This is a genomic window from Actinomadura sp. NPDC049753, from assembly GCF_040674655.1.
Lineage (GTDB): Bacteria > Actinomycetota > Actinomycetes > Streptosporangiales > Streptosporangiaceae > Spirillospora > Spirillospora verrucosospora.
Genome location: NZ_JBFARL010000040.1, coordinates 20770 through 40539 on the forward strand (window position 1 = coordinate 20770; position 19770 = coordinate 40539).

At 71.7% G+C, this 19770-nt stretch carries 17 protein-coding genes; 8 read left to right on the top strand and 9 right to left on the bottom strand.

Annotated features, from left to right (window positions below; translation table 11 throughout):
* Positions 1 to 24 precede the first annotated feature (24 nt).
* Positions 25 to 1053, bottom strand: coding sequence for a LuxR C-terminal-related transcriptional regulator (locus AB0K37_RS13675; RefSeq protein ID WP_363979596.1), 1029 nt, complete (start codon positions 1051 to 1053; stop codon positions 25 to 27).
* 293 nt (positions 1054 to 1346) lie between these two features.
* On the opposite strand from AB0K37_RS13675, the gene AB0K37_RS13680 reads away from it, so the two are divergent.
* Positions 1347 to 2471, top strand: a complete 1125-nt coding sequence (locus AB0K37_RS13680) for a class II histone deacetylase (RefSeq protein ID WP_363979599.1) — start codon at positions 1347 to 1349, stop codon at positions 2469 to 2471.
* A 37-nt stretch (positions 2472 to 2508) separates the two neighbouring features.
* Here the strand turns inward: AB0K37_RS13680 and AB0K37_RS13685 are convergent, their stop codons facing one another.
* Positions 2509 to 3672 carry a GDSL-type esterase/lipase family protein gene (locus tag AB0K37_RS13685; protein ID WP_363979602.1) on the bottom strand — a complete coding sequence of 388 codons (1164 nt, stop codon included), beginning with the start codon at positions 3670 to 3672 and terminating at the stop codon, positions 2509 to 2511.
* A gap of 66 nt (positions 3673 to 3738) precedes the next feature.
* On the opposite strand from AB0K37_RS13685, the gene AB0K37_RS13690 reads away from it, so the two are divergent.
* Positions 3739 to 4332, top strand: a complete 594-nt coding sequence (locus AB0K37_RS13690) for a WHG domain-containing protein (protein ID WP_363979605.1) — start codon at positions 3739 to 3741, stop codon at positions 4330 to 4332.
* An 85-nt stretch (positions 4333 to 4417) separates the two neighbouring features.
* Here the strand turns inward: AB0K37_RS13690 and clpX are convergent, their stop codons facing one another.
* The 4 genes from clpX to tig all read right to left on the bottom strand — a co-directional run bounded on the left by clpX (position 4418) and on the right by tig (position 8961).
* Positions 4418 to 5692 carry an ATP-dependent Clp protease ATP-binding subunit ClpX gene (clpX, locus tag AB0K37_RS13695; RefSeq protein WP_149261596.1) on the bottom strand — a complete coding sequence of 425 codons (1275 nt, stop codon included), beginning with the start codon at positions 5690 to 5692 and terminating at the stop codon, positions 4418 to 4420.
* A gap of 173 nt (positions 5693 to 5865) precedes the next feature.
* Positions 5866 to 6528, bottom strand: coding sequence for an ATP-dependent Clp protease proteolytic subunit (locus tag AB0K37_RS13700; RefSeq protein WP_185034410.1), 663 nt, complete (start codon positions 6526 to 6528; stop codon positions 5866 to 5868).
* Between the two features lie 61 nt (positions 6529 to 6589).
* The gene (locus AB0K37_RS13705; RefSeq protein ID WP_345181000.1) at positions 6590 to 7222 is read right to left on the bottom strand and encodes an ATP-dependent Clp protease proteolytic subunit; all 633 of its coding nucleotides are present in this window, start codon (positions 7220 to 7222) and stop codon (positions 6590 to 6592) included.
* A gap of 251 nt (positions 7223 to 7473) precedes the next feature.
* A complete protein-coding gene (gene tig / locus AB0K37_RS13710) occupies positions 7474 to 8961 on the bottom strand; it encodes a trigger factor (RefSeq protein ID WP_363979609.1) in 1488 nt (495 codons plus the stop codon).
* Between the two features lie 294 nt (positions 8962 to 9255).
* On the opposite strand from tig, the gene AB0K37_RS13715 reads away from it, so the two are divergent.
* Positions 9256 to 10410 carry an EamA family transporter gene (locus AB0K37_RS13715; RefSeq protein WP_363979612.1) on the top strand — a complete coding sequence of 385 codons (1155 nt, stop codon included), beginning with the start codon at positions 9256 to 9258 and terminating at the stop codon, positions 10408 to 10410.
* A gap of 53 nt (positions 10411 to 10463) precedes the next feature.
* On the opposite strand, the gene AB0K37_RS13720 is transcribed toward AB0K37_RS13715, so the two are convergent.
* Entirely contained in the window at positions 10464 to 13070 is a 2607-nt protein-coding gene (locus AB0K37_RS13720) for a Tex family protein (protein WP_363979615.1), read from the bottom strand.
* Positions 13071 to 13265: 195 nt separating this feature from the next.
* On the opposite strand from AB0K37_RS13720, the gene AB0K37_RS13725 reads away from it, so the two are divergent.
* Both AB0K37_RS13725 and AB0K37_RS13730 read left to right on the top strand, forming a co-directional pair.
* Positions 13266 to 14552 carry a sensor domain-containing protein gene (locus AB0K37_RS13725; RefSeq protein WP_363979618.1) on the top strand — a complete coding sequence of 429 codons (1287 nt, stop codon included), beginning with the start codon at positions 13266 to 13268 and terminating at the stop codon, positions 14550 to 14552.
* On the top strand, positions 14504 to 15148 hold the full coding sequence (locus AB0K37_RS13730) for a response regulator transcription factor (RefSeq protein ID WP_363979621.1): 645 nt from the start codon (positions 14504 to 14506) through the stop codon (positions 15146 to 15148). The genes AB0K37_RS13725 and AB0K37_RS13730 overlap by 49 nt, the downstream gene beginning before the upstream one ends.
* Positions 15149 to 15164: 16 nt before the next feature.
* Here AB0K37_RS13730 and AB0K37_RS13735 read toward each other — a convergent pair whose 3' ends face one another.
* Positions 15165 to 15581 (bottom strand): cupin domain-containing protein, encoded by a 417-nt coding sequence (locus AB0K37_RS13735; protein WP_353832488.1) that lies wholly within the window; start codon positions 15579 to 15581, stop codon positions 15165 to 15167.
* Positions 15582 to 15642: 61 nt separating this feature from the next.
* Between AB0K37_RS13735 and AB0K37_RS13740 the strand changes: the two genes are divergently transcribed.
* From AB0K37_RS13740 to AB0K37_RS13750, 3 genes are all read left to right on the top strand, one after another.
* Positions 15643 to 16128, top strand: coding sequence for a MarR family winged helix-turn-helix transcriptional regulator (locus tag AB0K37_RS13740; RefSeq protein WP_363979625.1), 486 nt, complete (start codon positions 15643 to 15645; stop codon positions 16126 to 16128).
* Between the two features lie 192 nt (positions 16129 to 16320).
* Positions 16321 to 18150 carry a glycosyl hydrolase family 18 protein gene (locus AB0K37_RS13745; protein WP_363979628.1) on the top strand — a complete coding sequence of 610 codons (1830 nt, stop codon included), beginning with the start codon at positions 16321 to 16323 and terminating at the stop codon, positions 18148 to 18150.
* 232 nt (positions 18151 to 18382) lie between these two features.
* Entirely contained in the window at positions 18383 to 19054 is a 672-nt protein-coding gene (locus AB0K37_RS13750) for an HAD family hydrolase (RefSeq protein ID WP_363979631.1), read from the top strand.
* Positions 19055 to 19071: 17 nt separating this feature from the next.
* Here the strand turns inward: AB0K37_RS13750 and AB0K37_RS13755 are convergent, their stop codons facing one another.
* The gene (locus tag AB0K37_RS13755) at positions 19072 to 19650 is read right to left on the bottom strand and encodes a YceI family protein (protein ID WP_363979634.1); all 579 of its coding nucleotides are present in this window, start codon (positions 19648 to 19650) and stop codon (positions 19072 to 19074) included.
* Between the last annotated feature and the right edge of the window lie 120 nt (positions 19651 to 19770).

Below are 19770 nucleotides of genomic sequence, written 5' to 3' on the forward strand. Positions count from 1 at the left end.
GGTCCCGCGCGAGGGCGGCGCGAATCAACCGCCCGCACGGGCCAGGAAGGCCCGCACCCCGGCGCGCCGGGGCAGTCCGGGAACGGGGCGCAGGATGCCCTCGCGCACGGCGAGCGCCGCGGCCTCGGTCCGGCTCGACGTCCGGGTCTTCTGCAGGACGTGCTCGACGTGCTTGTGGATCGTGCGCGGCGACAGGAAGAACTGCTGGGCGATGACGTCGTTGGACATCCCCATCGCCAGGCGCGTCAGGACCTCCACTTCGCGGCCGGTCAGTCCGTACGGCACCACGGCGGGCCGCGTGTGGACGAGAACCGCCCCCGGCGGGCAGACGGGAAGCTCGGGCGAGAGCAGCCCGAAGCGGTGCCACGTCCGGTCGAGGGGCCAGAGTGCGTGGAGCCGCCGCCCGCCCGACTCCCGGAACTCCGCGACGACCTCCCGGAAGGCGCGATCCTCCAGCACCTGCGGCCGCTCCCGCTCCGGCACCGGCACGATCCGGCCGCCGGACACGAGGGCGACGCGGTCCGAGGGCCGCACTCCGCCGGCGTGGGCGGCGCGCCCCGCCACATCCGCCACCGCGGCCAGCGCGGGCATGAGGGATGCGAGCAGCCGGCGTCCCCGGGTGTCGAACGCGCCGTGCCGTCCGCTGGAGAGGTGCACGAGGCCCACGTACCGCCCGTCGCGCCGCAGGGCCCCCGTCATGCCGTCCCGGAATCCCGCGGGCTCCACGTGCTCCTCGTAGAACCAGCCGCGGCGGAAGCTCTGGCTCGGCTCCTCGGAGATGGACGGGGGGAGTTCGGCGTTGAGCACGTCGTCGAACCAGGGGGTGCGGGCGAAGTCGACGGCCAGCGAGCGCGCCGTCTCGGCCGTGTAGCCCACCCCGGCGACCTGGCGGTGCTTCCCGTCGAACGGGTCGACCGCGATCAGGGACGCGGCGTCGCCGTCCACGACCTCGTTCAGCAGGCGCAGCATCTCCCGGCGCGCCTGGACCGCGTCAGGCTCGTGGACCAGCATCCCGATCTCGGCCGCGAGCGCGAGATGCCGATATGCGGGCATGGCACCTCCTGGCCGCGCACGGTCGGGCAGCGAGCCACGACGAGAGCCCCGAATCTATGGCGCGGACGGGTGCCCGGACAAGATCTCCCGGCGTCACGATCCGAAGCCGCGCTCGCGCCCGGGCCCCGGGCGGCGGGGGCCGCTCCCGCGCCGGCCGAGCGACTCCGCAGTTCTACGGATGTCCCGGACGCCCGGCCCGCGGTCCCATAACGCGACCGGGCCCGCAGGCGGACCTGCGGCGACCGGTGCCTCCACTGGGCAAAGCGCTCTCGTCACCGGAAGAGGAACAAGCGATGGCCACGGGCTACCTGTATCACGAGATCTTCGGCTGGCATGACACCGGATCGAACGCCGGCCTGTTCGGGGCGGACCCGGCGGCCGGGCTGCAGCCCTACATGCACATGGAGAACGCCGAGACCAAGCGGCGCATCCACGAACTGATCGTCGTGTCCGGGCTCATCGACCGGCTGGAGCGGGTGCGGCCGCGGCACGCCACGGAAGAGGAGATCCTGAAGGTCCACACCCGGGACCACCTGGAGCGGATCAAGACCGAGAGCGGGTGGCCGAAGGGCGGCGACGCCGGGGACGGCTTCAGCCCCTTCGGCAAGGGAGGCTACGAGATCGCGACCCTGGCGGCCGGCGGCGTCGTCACGATGGTCGAGGCGGTCGTCAACGGCGACGTCGCCAACGGGTACGCCCTGGTCCGCCCGCCCGGTCACCACGCCGTCGCGGGCAGCGGCATGGGGTTCTGCATCTTCGGCAACCTCGCCATCGCCGCCCGGCACGCCCGCGACGTCCTCGGGGTGCGGCGCATCGCGGTCGTCGACTGGGACGTCCACCACGGCAACGGGACACAGTCCTTCTTCTACGGCGACCCGGACGTGCTCACGATCTCGTTGCACCAGGACAACTGCTTCCCGCCGAACAGCGGCGCGCTCACCGAACGCGGTGATGACGCCGGCTTCGGGTACGCGCTGAACGTCCCGCTGCCGCCGGGCACCGGCGACGGAGGCTACCTGTACGCCATGGACCAGGTGGTGGCGCCGGCCCTGCAGCGGTTCCGGCCGGATCTCATCCTCGTCGCCTCGGGCTTCGACGGCAGCGCGATGGACCCGCTGGCCCGCCAGCTGCTCACCTCCACGGGCTACCGGACCATGACGCGGCGGCTCATGGACGTCGCCGAGGACGTGTGCTCCGGCCGGATCGCGATGTCGCACGAGGGCGGCTACAACCCGGTGTACGTGCCGTTCTGCGGTCTGGCGGTCATCGAGACCCTGGCCGGCGCCGAGCCGTTCGACGACCCGTTCCTGCCGGTGGTCTCCGGAATGGCGGGCCAGGACCTCCAGCCGCACCAGAAGGCCCTCGTCGACGAGGTCGCGGCGCTGGTCGGCGACATCTCCCCCGGCCCGGCCGCCTAGCGGCATCCGGGCGGGCGCCCGGCCCCCTCCCCCTGGCTCAGCGGGCCGCGAAGGCTCCGTGCTCGTTCTCGAAGACCAGTGCCGCGAAGCGTTCCCCGATGAGGCGGTGGCTCTCGGGGGCGGGATGGATCCCGTCCGGCAGGGGCAGCTCCGCGTAGTCGGCCTCGCCGTAGAGCGCGCGGCCGTCGAGGTAGTGCAGGTGAGGGTCGTCCTGGGCGCGCCGGGCGGCGATGCCGGCCAGCGCGTCCCTGATGACGGTGAGCGTCAGGCGCCCGCTCGCGACCTCCGCCGGGTCGCCGGTGGCCCGGAACCGCAGCCCCGGGCCCTCGGGATCGAGGGCCAGGGGGCCCGGCGTGTGCTCCTGGACGGGGCACAGGATCGGCGAGACGAGCAGCAGCGGCGTGTCGGGATGCCCCTCGCGGACGGTGTCGAGGAAGCCGTGCACGGCGGGCCCGAACGCGCGCATCCGCATCGCGTCGGCGTTCGCGACGTTGATGCCGATCTTGAGGCTGATCAGGTCGGCGGGGGTGTCGCGGATGGCGCGCGCGGTGAACGGGTCGAGCAGCGCGTTGCCGCCGAAGCCGAGGTTGATCAGGTCGGCCCCGCCCCGGGCTGCGGCCACCGCGGGCCAGGTGGAGGTGGGGCCGGCGGCGGTGGAGCCGTGGCTGATCGAGCTTCCGTGGTGCAGCCACACGGGGCGTCCGGTGTCCGGGACGGGTTCGGCGGGGGCGTCGGCGCGCAGCGCGATCAGCTCGGCGGGTTCGACCTGCGGCAGCCAGATCTCCACGTCCTTGGCCTCGGGGGCCAGGCCCGCGAACCTGAGGGTGCCCGGCTCACCCGGCCTGGTGACCGCCTTCTGGGTCGCCATGTCGATGACGGCCAGGTTCCCGCCGGGCACGCTGCCCCGGCCCGCCGGACGCCCGTCGATCACGAGCTCGTAGAGACCGTCCGGCTGCGGAGGGGCGCCCTCGTAGGCCCGCTTGGTGGGCAGGACGTCCAGTTCCACGGCGGTGGCCCGGGTGCGGAAGGCCAGCCGCACTCCCGACGGCTGCTCCTCCGTCCTCGCCATGTACTCGTCGTGGAACTGGAGACGGGCGGCGAGGGGCAGCCGGTGCGGAAGCACTCCGCGGGCCGTCCGCTCCAGTTCGAGCGCGCCGCGCACGATGCGCATGTCGATGGGAGTGGTGATCCACTCGGTCATGTCCGTCCCCCCGGCTCTTCCTAATACAATTAGGCAAATACCAAGTTACCTTAGGCAGGGGGTTCCATGGCACGCGCGGGCATCACCGCCGAACGCCTCGCCCGGACGGCGGCGGAGCTGGCCGACGAGATCGGCTTCGACCGGCTCACCGTCTCGGCGGTGGCGCGCAGGCTCGGCGTCAGGGACCCGAGCCTGTACGCGCACATCGAGAACGCGCGGGAGCTGAAAGTGCGGGTCGCCCTGCTGGCCTTGGAGGAACTGGCCGACAGGGTCGCGGGCGCGGTGGCGGGGCGCGCGGGCAAGGACGCTCTCGTGGCGTGCGCCGGCGCCTACCGCGCCTACGCCGCCGAGCATCCCGGACGGTACGCCGCGGCCCGCTTCGAACTCGACCCGGAGACGGCGGCGGCGAGCGCCGGGCCCCGGCACGCGGAGATGACGAGGGCCATCCTGCGCGGGTACGACCTTCCCGAACCCGACCAGACCGACGCGGTGCGCTTCCTCGGCAGCGTGTTCCACGGCTACGTGAGCCTGGAACTGGCGGGCGCCTTCGGCCACACGGCCCGCGCGGCCGACGCGTCCTGGGCGTGGGCGCTGGACACCGTCGACTTCGCCCTCAGGAACCACCCGTCCCGCGAGGCCGCCGAGCAGACGCGCCCCTAGCCGGAAACGCCGAGAGCAGCGGTGCCGCGTGGGCGCCCGCTGCTCTCGTGCGGTTCAGATCTCGCGCTTCGGATCTCGTGCCGTGTCAGGCCGACTTCTCCCGCGGCTCGCGCTTGGGGCGGTCGCGCGGGACGAGGGTCGGGTTGACGTGCTCCAGCACGGCCTCGCGGGTGATGACGACGCGGGCGACGTCCTGGCGGCTCGGCACCTCGTACATCACCGACAGGAGCACCTCCTCCATGATCGCGCGGAGGCCGCGGGCACCGGTGCCGCGCAGGATGGCCTGGTCGGCGATGGCCTCCAGGGCGTCGTCGGTGAACTCCAGGTCGACCCCGTCGAGCTCGAAGAGGCGGTGGTACTGGCGCACCAGCGCGTTCTTCGGCTCGGTGAGGATGTTGATCAGCGCCTCGCGGTCCAGGTTGTGCACCGAGGTGATCACCGGGAGCCGGCCGATGAACTCGGGGATCATGCCGAACTTCAGCAGGTCCTCGGGCATCACGTCGCCGAGCACGGCCGACGACTCCTCGAAGTCGGACTTGGAGCGGATCTGCGCGCCGAAGCCCATGCCCTGCTTGCCGACCCGGGACTCGACGATCTTCTCCAGGCCGGCGAACGCCCCGCCGCAGATGAACAGCACGTTCGTGGTGTCGATCTGGATGAACTCCTGGTGCGGGTGCTTGCGGCCGCCCTGCGGCGGCACGCTCGCGGTGGTGCCCTCCAGGATCTTCAGCAGGGCCTGCTGGACGCCCTCCCCCGACACGTCCCGGGTGATCGACGGGTTCTCGCTCTTGCGAGCGATCTTGTCGACCTCGTCGATGTAGATGATCCCGGTCTCGGCCTTCTTGACGTCGTAGTCGGCCGCCTGGATCAGCTTGAGGAGGATGTTCTCGACGTCCTCCCCGACGTAGCCCGCCTCCGTCAGCGCCGTGGCGTCCGCGATGGCGAACGGGACGTTGAGCAGCTTGGCGAGCGTCTGCGCGAGCAGCGTCTTGCCGGATCCGGTGGGACCGAGGAGCAGGATGTTGGACTTGCCCAGCTCGACCAGGTCGTCACGGCCGGTGTCACCCGACTGGATCCGCTTGTAGTGGTTGTAGACGGCGACGGAGAGCGCCTTCTTCGCCGTCTCCTGCCCGATGACGTAGGAGTCGAGGAACTCGTAGATCTCCCGCGGCTTGGGCAGGTTGTCCCACTTGAGGTCGGAGGTCTCGGAGAGCTCCTCCTCGATGATCTCGTTGCAGAGATCGATGCACTCGTCGCAGATGTACACGCCCGGACCCGCGATGAGCTTCTTGACCTGCTTCTGGCTCTTCCCGCAGAACGAGCACTTGAGCAGGTCACCACCGTCGCCGATGCGTGCCACCCAACCGTCTCCTTTTCGTGGGGCCGCCAGCCTTGGAGGATGCGGCGCAGCTGGTCTGCGTCCCGGAGGCTCACGACGTCGGATTCGACGTTACCGCCTCCAGCGGACTTGGAAAGCCCCTCGCCCGGAAGTGTGACGACCGGGCTGGGGGACTCCCTCGTCCTCGTGCCGTCTCAGGACGACACTACCTCGGCCTTCCGCTTCCTGCTGGCGAAGACGTCGTCGATGAGGCCGTAGTCCTTGGCCTCGGCCGCCGTGAGGATCTTGTCTCGCTCGATGTCGCGGCGGACCTCGTCGATGCCCTTGCCGCTGTGCTCGGCCAGGATCGACTCCAGCAGATCGCGGATCCGCATGATCTCGCGGGCCTGGATCTCGATGTCGCTGGACTGGCCGTAGCTGCCCTCGGTCGCGGGCTGGTGGATCAGGATCCGCGAGTTGGGCAGCGCCGCCCGCTTGCCCGGCGTCCCGGCCGCGAGCAGCACCGCCGCCGCGGACGCGGCCTGGCCGATGCACACGGTCTGGATGTCGGGCTTGACGAACTGCATCGTGTCGTAGATCGCCGTCATGGCGGTGAACGAGCCGCCCGGCGAGTTGATGTAGATGCTGATGTCGCGGTCGGGGTCGATCGACTCCAGCGTGATCAGCTGGGCCATCACGTCGTTGGCGGACGCGTCGTCGATCTGCACGCCGAGGAAGATGATCCGCTCCTCGAAGAGCTTGTTGTACGGGTTCATCTCCTTGACCCCGTACGTGGTGCGCTCGACGAACGACGGAATGATGTAACGGTCGTCGACCGGCTTCGGAGAACCGCCCGCGTACGCGGCGGGCCGGACCATATCGCTGAAACCGGGTCGGATGAGGTCGCTCACTGTGTGCCTCCGAATCGTTGTGAGGTCGTCAGGAGACGGGGCCCTCGGAGGGCACCTGGTTGGCGCTGAGCACGACGTGGTCGACGAAGCCGTAGTCCTTGGCCTCGTCGGCGGTGAACCAGCGGTCCCGGTCGGAGTCGCGCTCGATCTGGTCGAGTTCCTGGCCGGTGTGCTCGGCGATCTTCTCGGCGAGCGTCTTCTTGACGTACAGCATCTGCTCGGCCTGGATCTTGATGTCGGAGGCGGTGCCGCCGATGCCGCCGGACGGCTGGTGCATCATGATCCGCGCGTGCGGCAGGGCGTAGCGCTTGCCCCGGGCGCCCGCGCACAGCAGGAACTGGCCCATCGAGGCGGCCAGGCCCATGCCGACCGTGACGATGTCGTTCGGGACGTACTGCATGATGTCGTAGATCGCCATGCCGGCGGTGACGGAGCCGCCTGGCGAGTTGATGTAGAGCGTGATGTCGCGGCGGCCGTCCTCGGCCGACAGCAGCAGGAGTTCGGCGCAGATGCGGTTGGCGATGTCGTCGTCGACCTGCTGGCCGAGGAAGACGATGCGCTCGCGCAGCAGCCGCTGGAACAGCTGGTCGCCCAGAGGCAACAGGGGCGCCTCGGCGACCCGCGCCTGGATCCGCGACGACTCGTCGAAAGTCGGAGGCATGCTCACCGGGTGTTCCTCCGGTCCTTTTAATCGGTTCGGATGATTGGACATTAACGCGCTCACGGGCCCACTCACGCCCGGGGGCCCGGCTTTTCGCCAGGGGCGTACCCGGCGCGGCCCGGGCGACGCGCGGGCCCACGGACGATCTTCGCCTCGCATCCGGCCCGGAGGACCCCGCTCACGCGCACGCCCCGCACCCGTCGTACGGGTGCGGGGCGTGCCCGGTGCCTCACGGACGTCCAGGAAAAGCTCTAGGCGTCCTTGGTCTTGCCGTCCTGCTCGTCGGCAGCCTCGTCGGCCGGGGTCTCCTCAGCGGCGGCCTCAGCCGTCTCCTCGGGGGCCTCCTCCGGCGCGCCGCCCTCGGCCTGCACGTCGGCGGCGTCCTCGCCGGCGTCCTCGGCCTGGACGGTCTCGCCGTTCAGCTCGCGCTGCACGGCGTCGACGTCGATCTCGTTGCCCGACTCGTCCTTGACCGTGACGTGCTCGACCACGAGGTTCAGCGCCTTGCTGCGCAGCACCTCCGAGACGATCGCCGGGAGCTGGTTGTTCTGCGTCAGGTACTCGGCGAGCTGCTGCGGCTGCACGCCCATCTGCATCGCCTGCGAGACGACGTACTCGCTGAGCTCCTCGTTCTCGACGTTCAGCTCCTCCTGGACGGCGAGCTGGTCGAGCACGAAGCCGCCCTTGACCGCGAGCCGGGCCGCGTCGGCGACCTCGGTGTCGAACTCCTCGGCGGTCTTCTCCTCTTCCCTGAGGTAGTCGTCCTTGGTCATGCCGGCCATCTGGAGCTGCTGCTCCAGCTGCTGGTTGCGGCGGCCGATCTCCTCTTCCACGACCTTCTCGGGAAGCGGGATGTCGACCTTCTCCAGGAGCGCCTCGAGGGCCTTGTCGCGCGCCTCGGACAGCTGCTGCAGCTTCACCTGCCGCCCGAGCCGGACGCGCACGTCCTCGCGCAGCTCCTCGATCGTGTCGAACTCGCTGGCGAGCTGGGCGAACTCGTCGTCCAGGTCGGGCAGGTTCTTCACCTTGACGCTCTGCACGGTGACGGTGATCTCGGCTTCCTCGCCGGCGTGCTCGCCGCCGACCAGGGTGCCGGTGAAGGTCTTGTCCTCGCCCGCGGCGAGGCCGACGATGGCCTCGTCCAGCCCCTCGATCGCGGAGTTGCTGCCGACCTCGTAGGAGTAGCCCGCGGTGGAGGCGTCCTCGATCTCCTCGCCGTCGATCCGCGCGACGAGGTCGATGGTGGCGAAGTCGCCCTCCTCGGCCGCGCGCTCGGCGCCGGTGAGGGAGGCGAAGCGCTCGCGGAGGTTGTCGATGGTCTCGCCGACCTGCTCGTCGGTGACCTCGGCGTCCTCGACGACGACCTCCAGGCCGTCGTAGTCGGGCACCTCGAACTTCGGCCGGATGTCGACCTCGGCGGTGAAGGCGAACTGGGTGCCGTCCTCCAGTTCGGTCACCTCGACGTCGGGCTGTCCGAGCACGAAGATCTCGGACTCCTCGACGGCGCGGCCGTACAGCTCGGGAAGCGCGTCGTTGACCGCCTCCTGGAGGACCGCGCCCCGGCCGACGTACTTGTCGATCAGCGGGGCGGGAACCTTGCCGGGCCGGAAGCCCTTGATCCGCACCTGCTGCGAGATCTCCTTGTACGCCTTGTCGAGGTTCGGCTTGAGCTCGTCGAACGGAACCTCGACGGTGAGCTTGACCCGCGTGGGGGTCAGCTCCTCGACATCGGTCTTCACTGGGGTCGGTCTCCTTGATCGGGCGCTGTCTCGGCCGCGGCGTTCGACGCGTTCTCTTCCTCTTTACGTGCGAGCCCTCGGCCTCCACGCAGCGGGCTGCGCCGTGGTGCTCGGCCGGTCAGTCTCTCTGCGGCGCGGGCACGCCGAAATACGGCTCCGCGCCTTCGCGCGGCCAAGTCTATGGGGTCGCGGCCCCGGCTGCGGACATCGGTGGCCCGCAAGCCCGGCGAATCCGAGTCAGCGCCGCCGCACGGGCAGTGACATGGAGCACCGGGACCCCCATACTCGTCCGGGATGAACGGGATAGCCGCGGCCTTCGGTGCGACCGGTCTCTACTACCTCGGGTTCGCCGTGTTCAAGCTCGCGGCCGACCGGATGCCCGCCGTACGGGGCAACCGCATCCCGCACATGGTGCGGACGATCGTGAGCAACTGGGTCTTCCTGATCGCGCTCGGGATCGTGCTCGGCGGCCTCGGCCTGCAGATCCTCGCGCTGCGCCACCTGCCGCTGTCCACCGCGGTACCGATCTTCATGTCCGGCATCGTGCCGCTGCTGCTCATCGCGCTGGTCTTCTTCGGCGAGCGGCTGACCCCGCGCGAGTGGCTCAGCCTGGTGCTGATCGGCGGGGCGATCCTGCTGCTGACCGCGTCGCTGCGCGGGGACGAGCCGATCGGCTCGGCCGACGCGCCGCTGTGGAGGATCGCCGCGGTGGTCGCCCCCGCGGTGCTGGTGCCGGTGCTGATCCTCGTCCTCGGCGACCACCGGCCCGACGGCCGGCACGCGCGCCCGGTGACCGGCATCGCCTACGGTCTGAGCTCGGGCTTCCCGGTCGGCACCGCCGAGCTGGCGATCAAGGGGTGGAGCGACGACGCGCACGCCACGAGCCTGCGCATCGCCGCGACGCCGTGGCCGTACCTGACGGTGCTGGCGGCGGCCATCGGGTTCGGGATCATGGTCATGGCGTTCCAGCGCTGCCGGGTCTCGATCGTCGCCACCGTGATGACGGTGAGCGCCAAGACCTACCTGCTGGCCATGGGCACGTTCCTCTACGCGGAGCCGTGGCCGCAGGACGCGGCGCACTCGGCGATGCGGCTGGGCGCGCTGGCGCTGGGCGCGGTCGCCGTCCTGCAGTTCCCCCGGCACCGGCCGGTTCCGGCCGGGCCCGACGACGCCTCCGCGGAGGCCGCCGACGCGATCGACCCGTTCGGCGGCACGGCGGCCGGCGGGCCGGCGCTGGGCGGCCCGAGGCTAGGCCAGGCGTACCGGCATGCGCCGCAGGTGCCGCAGCAGCGTTCCCCGTACGCGCAGGACCCGCTCGGCGAGGGCCCCTACGCCCGGCCCGAAGCTCCTCGCCCCGAGGCGGCGCCGCAGCCGCGGCGTCCCGTCCGCCCGCGGCCGCCGACCGACACGGGCTCGGACGGGCGCTGGCGCGGCTTCGGCGACGACTGAACGGCGCCCCGCCGCCGGGCAACGGGACGCCGTTCGACGCGTGTCGCCGGGTGTCAGCGCTTCTTGCCGGAGCGGCCCTTGTCCTTGCTGGGGAGGCCCTTGTCCAGGCCGGCGCGCCGGAGCGCGTCGGCCATGGCGCCGCCGCCGGAGAAGTCGCCGCCTCCCTGGCCACCGCGGCGCTGCCCGCCGCGCTGGTTCCGGCCGCGCTGGTCCTGGCCTCGCTGGTCCTGGCCTCGCTGGTCCTGACCGCGCTGCTCCTGACCGCGCTGGCCCGGCCCCCGCTGGCCCTGACCGCGCTGGCCCTGACCGCGCTGGCCCTGGCCCCGCTGGCCCTGGCCGCGCCCGTCCTGCCCGCCGCGAGCCGGACGTGCGCCGCCCTCGCGCTGCTCGCGCTGCTCGCCGCGCCGCCCGCCGCCGCCCTGCTGGTCGCGGCCCGGCTCGTCGTCCAGGCGCAGCGTGAGCGAGATGCGCTTGCGCTGCAGGTCGACGTCCAGGACCTTCACCCGGACGATGTCGCCGGGCTTGGCGACCTCGCGGGGGTCGGAGACGAACTTGTCCGACATCGCGGAGATGTGCACGAGCCCGTCCTGGTGGACGCCGACGTCCACGAACGCGCCGAACGCGGCGACGTTGGTGACGACCCCCTCCAGGAGCATGCCGGGTTCGAGGTCGGCGAGCTTGTCGACGCCCTCCTTGAACGTGGCGGTCCGGAACGCCGGGCGCGGGTCGCGGCCGGGCTTCTCCAGCTCGGCGAGGATGTCGGTGACGGTCGGCAGCCCGAAGGTGTCGTCGACGAACTCCGCCGGCCTGAGCGAGCGCAGGACGGCGGTGTTGCCGACGAGGGACTTGATGTCGGTGCCCGCGGAGTCCAGGATCCGGCGGACGACCGGATAGGACTCGGGGTGGACGCTGGAGGCGTCGAGCGGGTCGTCCCCGCCGGGGATGCGCAGGAAGCCGGCGCACTGCTCGAACGCCTTCGGGCCGAGCCGCGGGACGCCCTTCAGCCCGGCGCGGCTACGGAAGGGACCGTTGGCGTCGCGGTGCGCGACGATGTTGTCGGCGAGGCCCTCGCCGATGCCGGACACGCGGGTGAGCAGCGGCGCGGACGCGGTGTTGACGTCGACGCCGACGGCGTTCACGCAGTCCTCGACGACGGCGTCGAGGGAGCGCGACAGCTTCACCTCGGACACGTCGTGCTGGTACTGGCCGACGCCGATCGACTTGGGGTCGATCTTGACCAGCTCGGCGAGCGGGTCCTGCAGGCGGCGGGCGATGGACACCGCGCCGCGCAGCGAGACGTCCATGCCGGGCAGCTCGCGGCCCGCGTACTCCGACGCCGAGTACACCGACGCGCCCGCCTCCGACACCATGACCTTGGTCAGCTTGAGGTCGGGATGCCGGGCGATCAGGTCGGCGGCGAGCTTGTCGGTCTCGCGCGAGGCGGTGCCGTTGCCGATCGAGACCAGGTCGACCCGGTGCTCGCGGGCCAGCCGGGCGAGCGTCTCGACCGACTCGTCCCACCTGCGGCGCGGCTCGTGCGGGTAGATGGTGTCGGTCGCGACGACCTTGCCGGTCGCGTCCACGACGGCGACCTTGACGCCGGTGCGCAGGCCCGGGTCGAGGCCCATGGTCGTGCGGGTGCCGGCGGGCGCGGCGAGCAGGAGGTCGCGCAGGTTGGCGGCGAACACGCGGACCGCCTCGTCCTCGGCCTCCTGCCGCAGCCGGGTGCGCAGGTCGATGCCGAGGTGGACGAGGATCCGGGTGCGCCACGCCCACCGGACCGCGTCCGACAGCCACTTGTCGGCGGGACGCCCCCGGTCGGCGATCTCGAACCGGCGGGCGATCTCCACCTCGTAGGAGCTGCGCGCGGCCGGGTCCTCCCCCGCCTCCTCGGGCTCCAGGTCGAGGTCGAGGACCTCCTCCTTCTCCCCCCGGAACAGCGCGAGGACGCGGTGCGAGGGCAGCTTCGCGAACGGCTCGGCGAAGTCGAAGTAGTCGGAGAACTTGGCGCCCGACTCCTGCTTGCCGTCCCGCACGCGCGAGACCATGCGCCCCCGGTTCCACATCCGCTCGCGCAGCGCGCCGATGAGGTCGGCGTCCTCGGCGAAGCGCTCGACCAGGATGGCGCGGGCGCCCTCCAGCGCGGCGGCCGCGTCGGCGACGCCCTTCTCCCCGTCCACGAACGCCGCGGCCTCGGCCTGCGGGTCGCGGGACGGGTCCCCGAGCAGCATCTCGGCGAGCGGTTCGAGCCCGGCCTCGCGGGCGATCTGGGCCTTCGTCCGCCGCTTCGGCTTGAACGGGAGGTAGATGTCCTCCAGCCGCGCCTTGGAGTCGGCCGTGATGATCTGCGCCCGCAGCTCGTCGGTGAGCTTGCCCTGCGACTCGACCGATTCCAGGATCGCGGCGCGGCGCTCGTCCAGCTCGCGCAGGTAGCGCAGCCGCTCCTCCAGCGCGCGGAGCTGGGCGTCGTCGAGCGCGCCGGTCGCCTCCTTGCGGTAGCGGGCGATGAACGGGACGGTCGCCCCGCCGTCGAGCAGGTCCACCGCGACCCGCACCTGCCCCTCGCGGACGCCGATCTCCTCGGCGATGCGCTCGGTGATGGGCCGCAGGGCGGGCCCGGGGCCCTGGCCGTCGGACGTCTGGCTGATGGTCGCTGTCACAGCTTGAATTCGCTTTCTCCCCTGAGTGTCGCCTGTGCATTGTCCAGGGAACGGGGCCGGTTGTCTTGTCACGCTCGAATGACGGTAGGCCTAACCCCACCGCATCGGTCACGAAGAGGGGGTCTAGCACCACCGAGCCACGAGGGGCGAACGATGACAATGGTGGAGGTCCCACGGCGAACCCTTGGAGGAACGGTGAGCGAGCTACTGCGCGGGTACGGGCGGCGCGCCCTCACCTGTTTCGGACGGTCCGTCGTCCAGATCGTGCTGGCGTACGCGGTGAACCTGCCCTTGTTCATCGTGACCGTGCTGTCGATCGCGTTCATCCCGCTGGGGTTCGGGGTCGTCCTGGCTCCGGTGATGTTCCAGGCGATCAGGACGGTCGCCAACCAGCAGCGCGCGTGGGCCGCCGGGTGGTCGGGGGTGCGGATCCCCGTCCCGTACCGGCCGGAGCCGGCCGGGGCGGGCGTGTTCGGCCGGCTGAAGTGGGTCCTCGCCGATCCGGCCTCGTGGCGCGACCTGCTGTGGACGCTCCTGAACGTGCCGGTCGCGCTCGTCCTCGGCATCCTCGCGGGCGGCATGACGATCTACGGGCTGGAGGGCGTGTTCGTGGCGCCGTGGGTGTCGCTGCTGACCGACTACGGGTGGGGTCCCTTCTGGCCGCTGGGCGACTGGGGCGTCATCGGCTTCGTCGGCACCCTCGTGCTGGGCGCGGCGCTGACGGCGGCGTCCGTCCCGCTGGGGCCGCTGTTCCTGAGGGCGCACGCCAGGTTCTGCCAGTCGCTGCTCGCTCCGACGCGGGACGCGCTGGCCGAGCGCGTCGAGCGGCTCACCGAGACGCGTTCGGAGGCGGTGGACGCCTCGGCGGCCGAGCTGCGCCGCATCGAGCGCGACCTGCACGACGGCGCGCAGGCCCGGCTGGTCGCGCTGAGCATGAACATCGGCCTCGCCGAGGAGATGATGAAGCACGACCCCGAGACGGCGCAGAAGCTCCTGGCCGAGGCCCGCGAGGCGAGCGGGACGGCGCTGACGGAGCTGCGCGACCTGGTCCGGGGCATCCATCCGCCGGTCCTGGCCGAGCGGGGCCTCGACGGCGCGGTGCGCGCCCTCGCCCTCACCCTGCCGCTGCCCGTCGACGTCCGGATCGACCTGCCGGGGCGCGGCGACGCCCCGGTGGAGTCGGCGGCGTACTTCGCGGTCGCGGAGATGCTCGCCAACGTGGTCAAGCACTCGGCCGCGCGGCGCGCCTGGGTGCAGATCGAGCACCCCGGGGACCGGCTGCTCATGATCGTCGGTGACGACGGGACGGGCGGCGCCGATCCGGCGGCCGGGAGCGGAATGCGCGGTATCGAGCGCAGGCTGGCGGCGTTCGATGGGACGATGGCGGTGACGAGCCCGGTCGGCGGGCCGACCGTCGTGACCATGGAGCTGCCGTGCGCGTTGTCATCGCCGAGGACCTCGCCCTCCTCCGGGACGGGCTGATCCGCCTGCTGGAGGCGTTCGGGTTCGAGGTCGTCGAGGCGGTCGACAACGGGCCGTCCCTGCTGCGGGCGCTGACCACGCACCGCCCGGACGTGGCGGTCGTGGACGTCCGGCTCCCGCCGACGTTCACCGACGAGGGGCTCAGGGCCGCGCTGGAGGCGCGCAAGGAGGTCCCGGGCCTGCCGGTTCTGGTGCTGTCGCAGCACGTGGAGCAGCTGTACGCGCGGGAGCTGCTGTCCGACAGCACGGGCGGCATCGGCTACCTGCTGAAGGACCGCGTGTCGGACGTCAAGGTCTTCGTGGAGGCGGTGCGCCGGGTCGCGGGCGGCGGCACCGCGCTCGACCCCGACGTGGTGGCCCAGCTGCTCACCCGGCACGCCCGCGAGGAGCCGCTGCAGCAGCTCACTCCTCGCGAGCGCGAGGTGCTCGGGCTGATGGCGGAGGGCCGCTCGAACGCCGCGATCGCCGCGAAGCTGTTCGTGACCGAGAAGGCGATCAGCAAGCACACCAACAGCATCTTCGGCAAGCTCGGGCTGCCGCAGTCCGAGGACGACAACCGCCGCGTCCTCGCCGTCCTGGCCTACCTCGGCGCCTGATCCCCGGAGCCTCCGGTCACGCGGCCCAGGGCGGGACGATCCGCTCGTCCCCCTGGGGCGCGATGGCGCACCGGGTCTCGTCCACGAGGGCTTCGGGGTCGTAGGCGAGGCAGCCCGCGTGGGCGGCGACGACGGCGGTGAAGCCGGTGTCCCCGGCCGTGATCTGGCGGGGCGCGTCGGCGGGCAGGACGACGGTGTCGCCGGCGCCCGCCTCCAGCTTGCGGCCGTCCAGGTCGACGGTGGCGTCGCCGTCGAGGAACGTCCACACCTGCTCGGTGTCGAACGCGTGCAGCGGACCGGTCTTGCCCGGTGTCCCCTTCACGCGCCAGACCGCGATCCCCTCGGTGCCGCCCTGGGTCGGCGTGGCGGCCGTGGTCATCACGCCGTTCGGCGTCTCGGTCCGGCGGCTCTCGGCGTTGCGGATGAGCGTCATGGCTCCCCGTCCCCTAACTTAGACAATGTGGTTGTCCATATAGTCAACGAGGTTGTCTTTCATGTCAAGTGACGGCGGACCGCGCGACGCGCCCGGATTCGAGCTGCCGCTGCGGCTCTTCCTGGCGTTCCGCGTGATCATCGACGAGCTGCACGCCGAGCTGGCCCGGCAGGGGCATCCGGACCTGCGCCCGATGCACGGCTTCGTCTTCCAGGCCATCGGCCCGGACGGCACGACGGCGGTGGAGCTCGGCCGCCGGCTCGGGGTGTCCAAGCAGGCCGCGGGCAAGATGGTGGAGTCGCTGGAGCGGGCGGGCTACCTGGAGCGCGGCGCCGACCCGCGGGACGCGCGCCGCAAGATCGTCCGGCTGACCGCACGGGGGGTCGACTCCCTCGTCCGGTCCGAGCGGATCTTCGAGCGGATCCGGGGCGACTGGGTCCGGGCGCTCGGCGCCGACCGCATGCGGGCCCTGGAGGACGATCTCCGCCGGATGACGCCCGCGGACCTGTGGCGGCTCGACATGCCGGGGTGGTTCGGCGCGTCCTGATTTTTCTGCGCGCCCGGTGACCGTATGAGTCCAGGCAGTCGCTTAGACCACTCGTTCCGGCGTCCGCGGGTCTCCCGGGAGCCCTTGTCGGGGCCGTTCGGCGCGGTTACGATCGGGCCAATTCTTAGGAAACTTTCCTAAGAGTTGGCGGGGATTCCTGTTTGCTTCGGGGGCCGAACCGAACGGAGAACCATGTCACGACCGGGCGGACGGCGGGCCATCGCGCTCGCCGGCGCAGCGACACTTGCGGCGGCCACGGCCCTGCTCACGGCGCCCCCGGCGTCGTCGGCGGAGGCGGTCACCGCCACCTGCAAGAAGACCTCCGACTGGGGCACCGGCTTCGACGGCAACTGCACCATCACCAACGGCACCGGCGCGGCGATCAGCAGCTGGAAGCTGGAGGCGGACCTGCCGTCCGGGACGTCCGTCGGCAACGTCTGGAACGCGACCAAGACCGTCTCCGGGAACCACTACACGTTCGCCAACACCGGCTGGAACGGCACCATCGCCGCGGGCGCGACCACGAGCTTCGGGTTCGGCGGCACCGGCTCCGGCTGGTTCACCGGCTGCACGATCAACGGTGCGACCTGCGACGGCTCCGTGCCCCCCGAGAAGGACACCCAGGCCCCCTCGGCCCCCTCCGGCCTCCGCTCCACCGGCAAGACCGCCACCAGCGTGTCGCTGGCGTGGACCGCGTCGACCGACAACGTCGGCGTCACCGGCTACGACGTCTACAACGGCTCCGCCAAGGCCGCGTCGGTGACCGGCACCAGCACGACCGTCGGCGGGCTCTCGGCCAAGACCGCCTACACCTTCACCGTCAAGGCCAAGGACGCCGCCGGGAACACCTCCCCCGCGTCGGCGCCGGTGTCGGTCACCACCGACGAGGGCGGCGGCGGCAACCCCGGCGGGAACAAGGTCGTCGGCTACTTCACCAACTGGGGCGTCTACCAGCGCAACTACCACGTCAAGAACATCGAGACGAGCGGCTCGGCCGCCAAGCTGACGCACATCAACTACGCGTTCGGCAACGTGACGGGCGGCCGGTGCGCGATCGGCGACTCCTACGCCGACTACGACAAGGCCTACACCGCCGACCAGAGCGTCGACGGCGTCGCCGACAACTGGGACCAGCCGCTGCGCGGCAACTTCAACCAGCTGCGCAAGCTGAAGAAGCTGCACCCGGACCTGAAGGTGCTGTGGTCGTTCGGCGGCTGGACCTGGTCCGGCGGCTTCGGCCAGGCCGCCCAGAACCCGGCCGCGTTCGCCGAGTCCTGCTACAACCTGGTCGAGGACCCGCGCTGGGCCGACGTGTTCGACGGCATCGACATCGACTGGGAGTACCCGAACGCCTGCGGGCTGACCTGCGACACCAGCGGGCCGGACGCCTTCAGGAAGCTGATGGCGGCGGTGCGCGCCAAGTTCGGGTCCGGCAACCTCGTGACCGCCGCGATCACCGCGGACGCGAGCGACGGCGGCAAGATGGACGTCACCGACTACGGAGGCGCCGCCCAGTACGTCGACTGGTACAACCCCATGACCTACGACTACTTCGGCGCGTGGGACGCCAAGGGGCCGACGGCGCCGCACTCGCCCCTCACGTCCTACCCGGGCATCCCGCACGCGGGCTTCAACACCACCGACACCATCTCCAAGCTCAAGGCCAAGGGCGTGCCGGCGAGCAAGATGCTGCTCGGGATCGGCTTCTACGGCCGCGGCTGGACGGGCGTCACCCAGTCCGAGCCGGGCGGCACCGCGACGGGCGCCGCGCCCGGCACCTACGAGGCCGGCATCGAGGACTACAAGGTCATCAAGGGCCGGTGCCCCGCGACGAGCACGGTCGCCGGAACCGCCTACGGCAAGTGCGGCAGCGAGTGGTGGAGCTACGACACCCCGTCCACCATCCGCGGGAAGATGGGCTTCGCCGGCGACCAGGGTCTCGGCGGCGCCTTCTTCTGGGAACTCAGCGGCGACACGACGGGCGGTGAGCTGATCACCGCGATCAAGAGCGGTCTCGGCTGAGCTGTTCGCAGAAGGGGTACTCCCAGCCCCTCAGACAGCCGAGACTTCGGGCCCCTGACCAACCGGACGCCGGTCAGGGGCCCGCCCCTTTTCCGGGCCCGACCCCAGCGGCGTCCCTCCGCCGCGGCGTTCGGGCGTCCATCATGGGAACGACCGGACGCACGACACGAGGAGCCTTCTTGCACGACCGGAGCAACGCCTCTCCCACCGCCCGCCTCTCATGATCACGGCGGTGCTGTTCGACCTGGACGGGACGCTCCTCGACCACGAGGACGCCGCGCGCCGGGCCGTCGTCGGGATGTTCCCGGACGAGGACCCGGCGCGCCTCGCCCCGCGCTGGGCGGAGCTGACCGAGCAGGCGGTCGACCGGTACCTGGCGGGCGAGCTGAGCTTCGCCGAGCAGCGCCGCCTCCGGATCGTCACCCTCGCCCGGGAGCTCGGCCTCGGCGACTGGGACGACGCCCGCGCCGACGCGTGGCTCACCGGGTACGTGGCCCGCTACCAGGCGGCCTGGCGCCCGTTCCCGGACGCCGGACCGGCGCTCGACGCCCTCGCGGCGCACGGCCTGCGGCTCGGGGTGATCACCAATGGGGACGCCGCGCAGCAGCGCCTGAAGGTCGAGCGGATCGGGTTCGCCGCCCGGCTCCCCGTCGTCGTCGCCTCCAGCGAGGCGGGCGCCGCCAAGCCCGCCGCCGGGATCTTCCTGACGGCCTGCGCGGCCCTCGGCGCCGAACCGCACGCGGCCGCCTACGTCGGGGACCGGCTCGTCATCGACGCGCGGGGCGCCGCCGCCGCGGGCCTCACCGGCGTGTGGCTCGACCGCTCCGGCGGCCCGGCCCCCGCCCCCCTGGACGTCGCGCGCATCACGACGCTGGACGCGCTGCCCTCCCTGCTCCGGGGCTGACGCTGCGCGGCGCCGGGTCAGCCGTCCTGGAGGACCGCCTCGATCTCCAGCACGATCTGGATCTTGTCGCTCAGCGCGAGCCCGCCGCCCGCCACGGTCGTCGCCGCGCCCACGCCGAACTCCAGCCGGCTGATCTCACCCGTCGCGGTGAACCCGGCGCGGGCGCCCTTGAACGGGTCGTCCTGCCGGAACGGGTCGGGACCGAAGCCGCCGACCTCCAGCCGGAGCGGGACCTGCCGGGTGATGCCGCGCAGCGACAGCTCGCCGTCCAGCACGAAGTCCTCGCCGTCGCGGCGCACGCCGGTCGAGCGGTAGGTCATGGCGGGATGCTTCTCGACGTCCAGGAAGTCGGCCGACCTGACGTGCTCGTCGCGCTGCGCGTTCCCGGTGTCGACCGACGCCAGGTCGATCGTCGCGGTCACCGACGAGTCGAGGGGGTCGGCGCCGGTCACGATCGTCCCCTCGAACGTCCCGAAACGGCCGCGGACCCGGCTGACCATCAGGTGCCGGACGGTGAAGCCGACCCCGGAGTGGAGGGGGTCGATGGTCCAGGTCCCGGCGACGTAGCCGGGGATCTCGACAAGCTGGGCCGTCATGGTGTCTCCTACGGTTATGGAAGGTAAGACAGTTCCTTTCGGGAACCGCTTCCATGGTGCGGACAACCCGATACCCGGCACAAGAAGGCACTTTTTTCTGCCCCGGTCACCTGGAGGGAA

Excerpts from the sequence above, each read along its gene's own strand:
- AB0K37_RS13700 (WP_185034410.1), bottom strand. The coding sequence starts at position 6,528 with ATGGTCCGGCCCGCCGCGTACGCGGGCGGTTCTCCGAAGCCGGTCGAC.
- AB0K37_RS13735 (WP_353832488.1), bottom strand. The coding sequence starts at position 15,581 with ATGACGCTCATCCGCAACGCCGAGAGCCGCCGGACCGAGACGCCGAAC.
- AB0K37_RS13755 (WP_363979634.1), bottom strand. The coding sequence starts at position 19,650 with ATGACGGCCCAGCTTGTCGAGATCCCCGGCTACGTCGCCGGGACCTGG.
- AB0K37_RS13740 (WP_363979625.1), top strand. The coding sequence starts at position 15,643 with ATGTCAAGTGACGGCGGACCGCGCGACGCGCCCGGATTCGAGCTGCCG.
- AB0K37_RS13685 (WP_363979602.1), bottom strand. The coding sequence starts at position 3,672 with ATGACCGAGTGGATCACCACTCCCATCGACATGCGCATCGTGCGCGGC.
- AB0K37_RS13680 (WP_363979599.1), top strand. The coding sequence starts at position 1,347 with ATGGCCACGGGCTACCTGTATCACGAGATCTTCGGCTGGCATGACACC.
- AB0K37_RS13705 (WP_345181000.1), bottom strand. The coding sequence starts at position 7,222 with ATGCCTCCGACTTTCGACGAGTCGTCGCGGATCCAGGCGCGGGTCGCC.
- AB0K37_RS13690 (WP_363979605.1), top strand. The coding sequence starts at position 3,739 with ATGGCACGCGCGGGCATCACCGCCGAACGCCTCGCCCGGACGGCGGCG.
- AB0K37_RS13715 (WP_363979612.1), top strand. The coding sequence starts at position 9,256 with ATGAACGGGATAGCCGCGGCCTTCGGTGCGACCGGTCTCTACTACCTC.
- AB0K37_RS13745 (WP_363979628.1), top strand. The coding sequence starts at position 16,321 with ATGTCACGACCGGGCGGACGGCGGGCCATCGCGCTCGCCGGCGCAGCG.
- AB0K37_RS13675 (WP_363979596.1), bottom strand. The coding sequence starts at position 1,053 with ATGCCCGCATATCGGCATCTCGCGCTCGCGGCCGAGATCGGGATGCTG.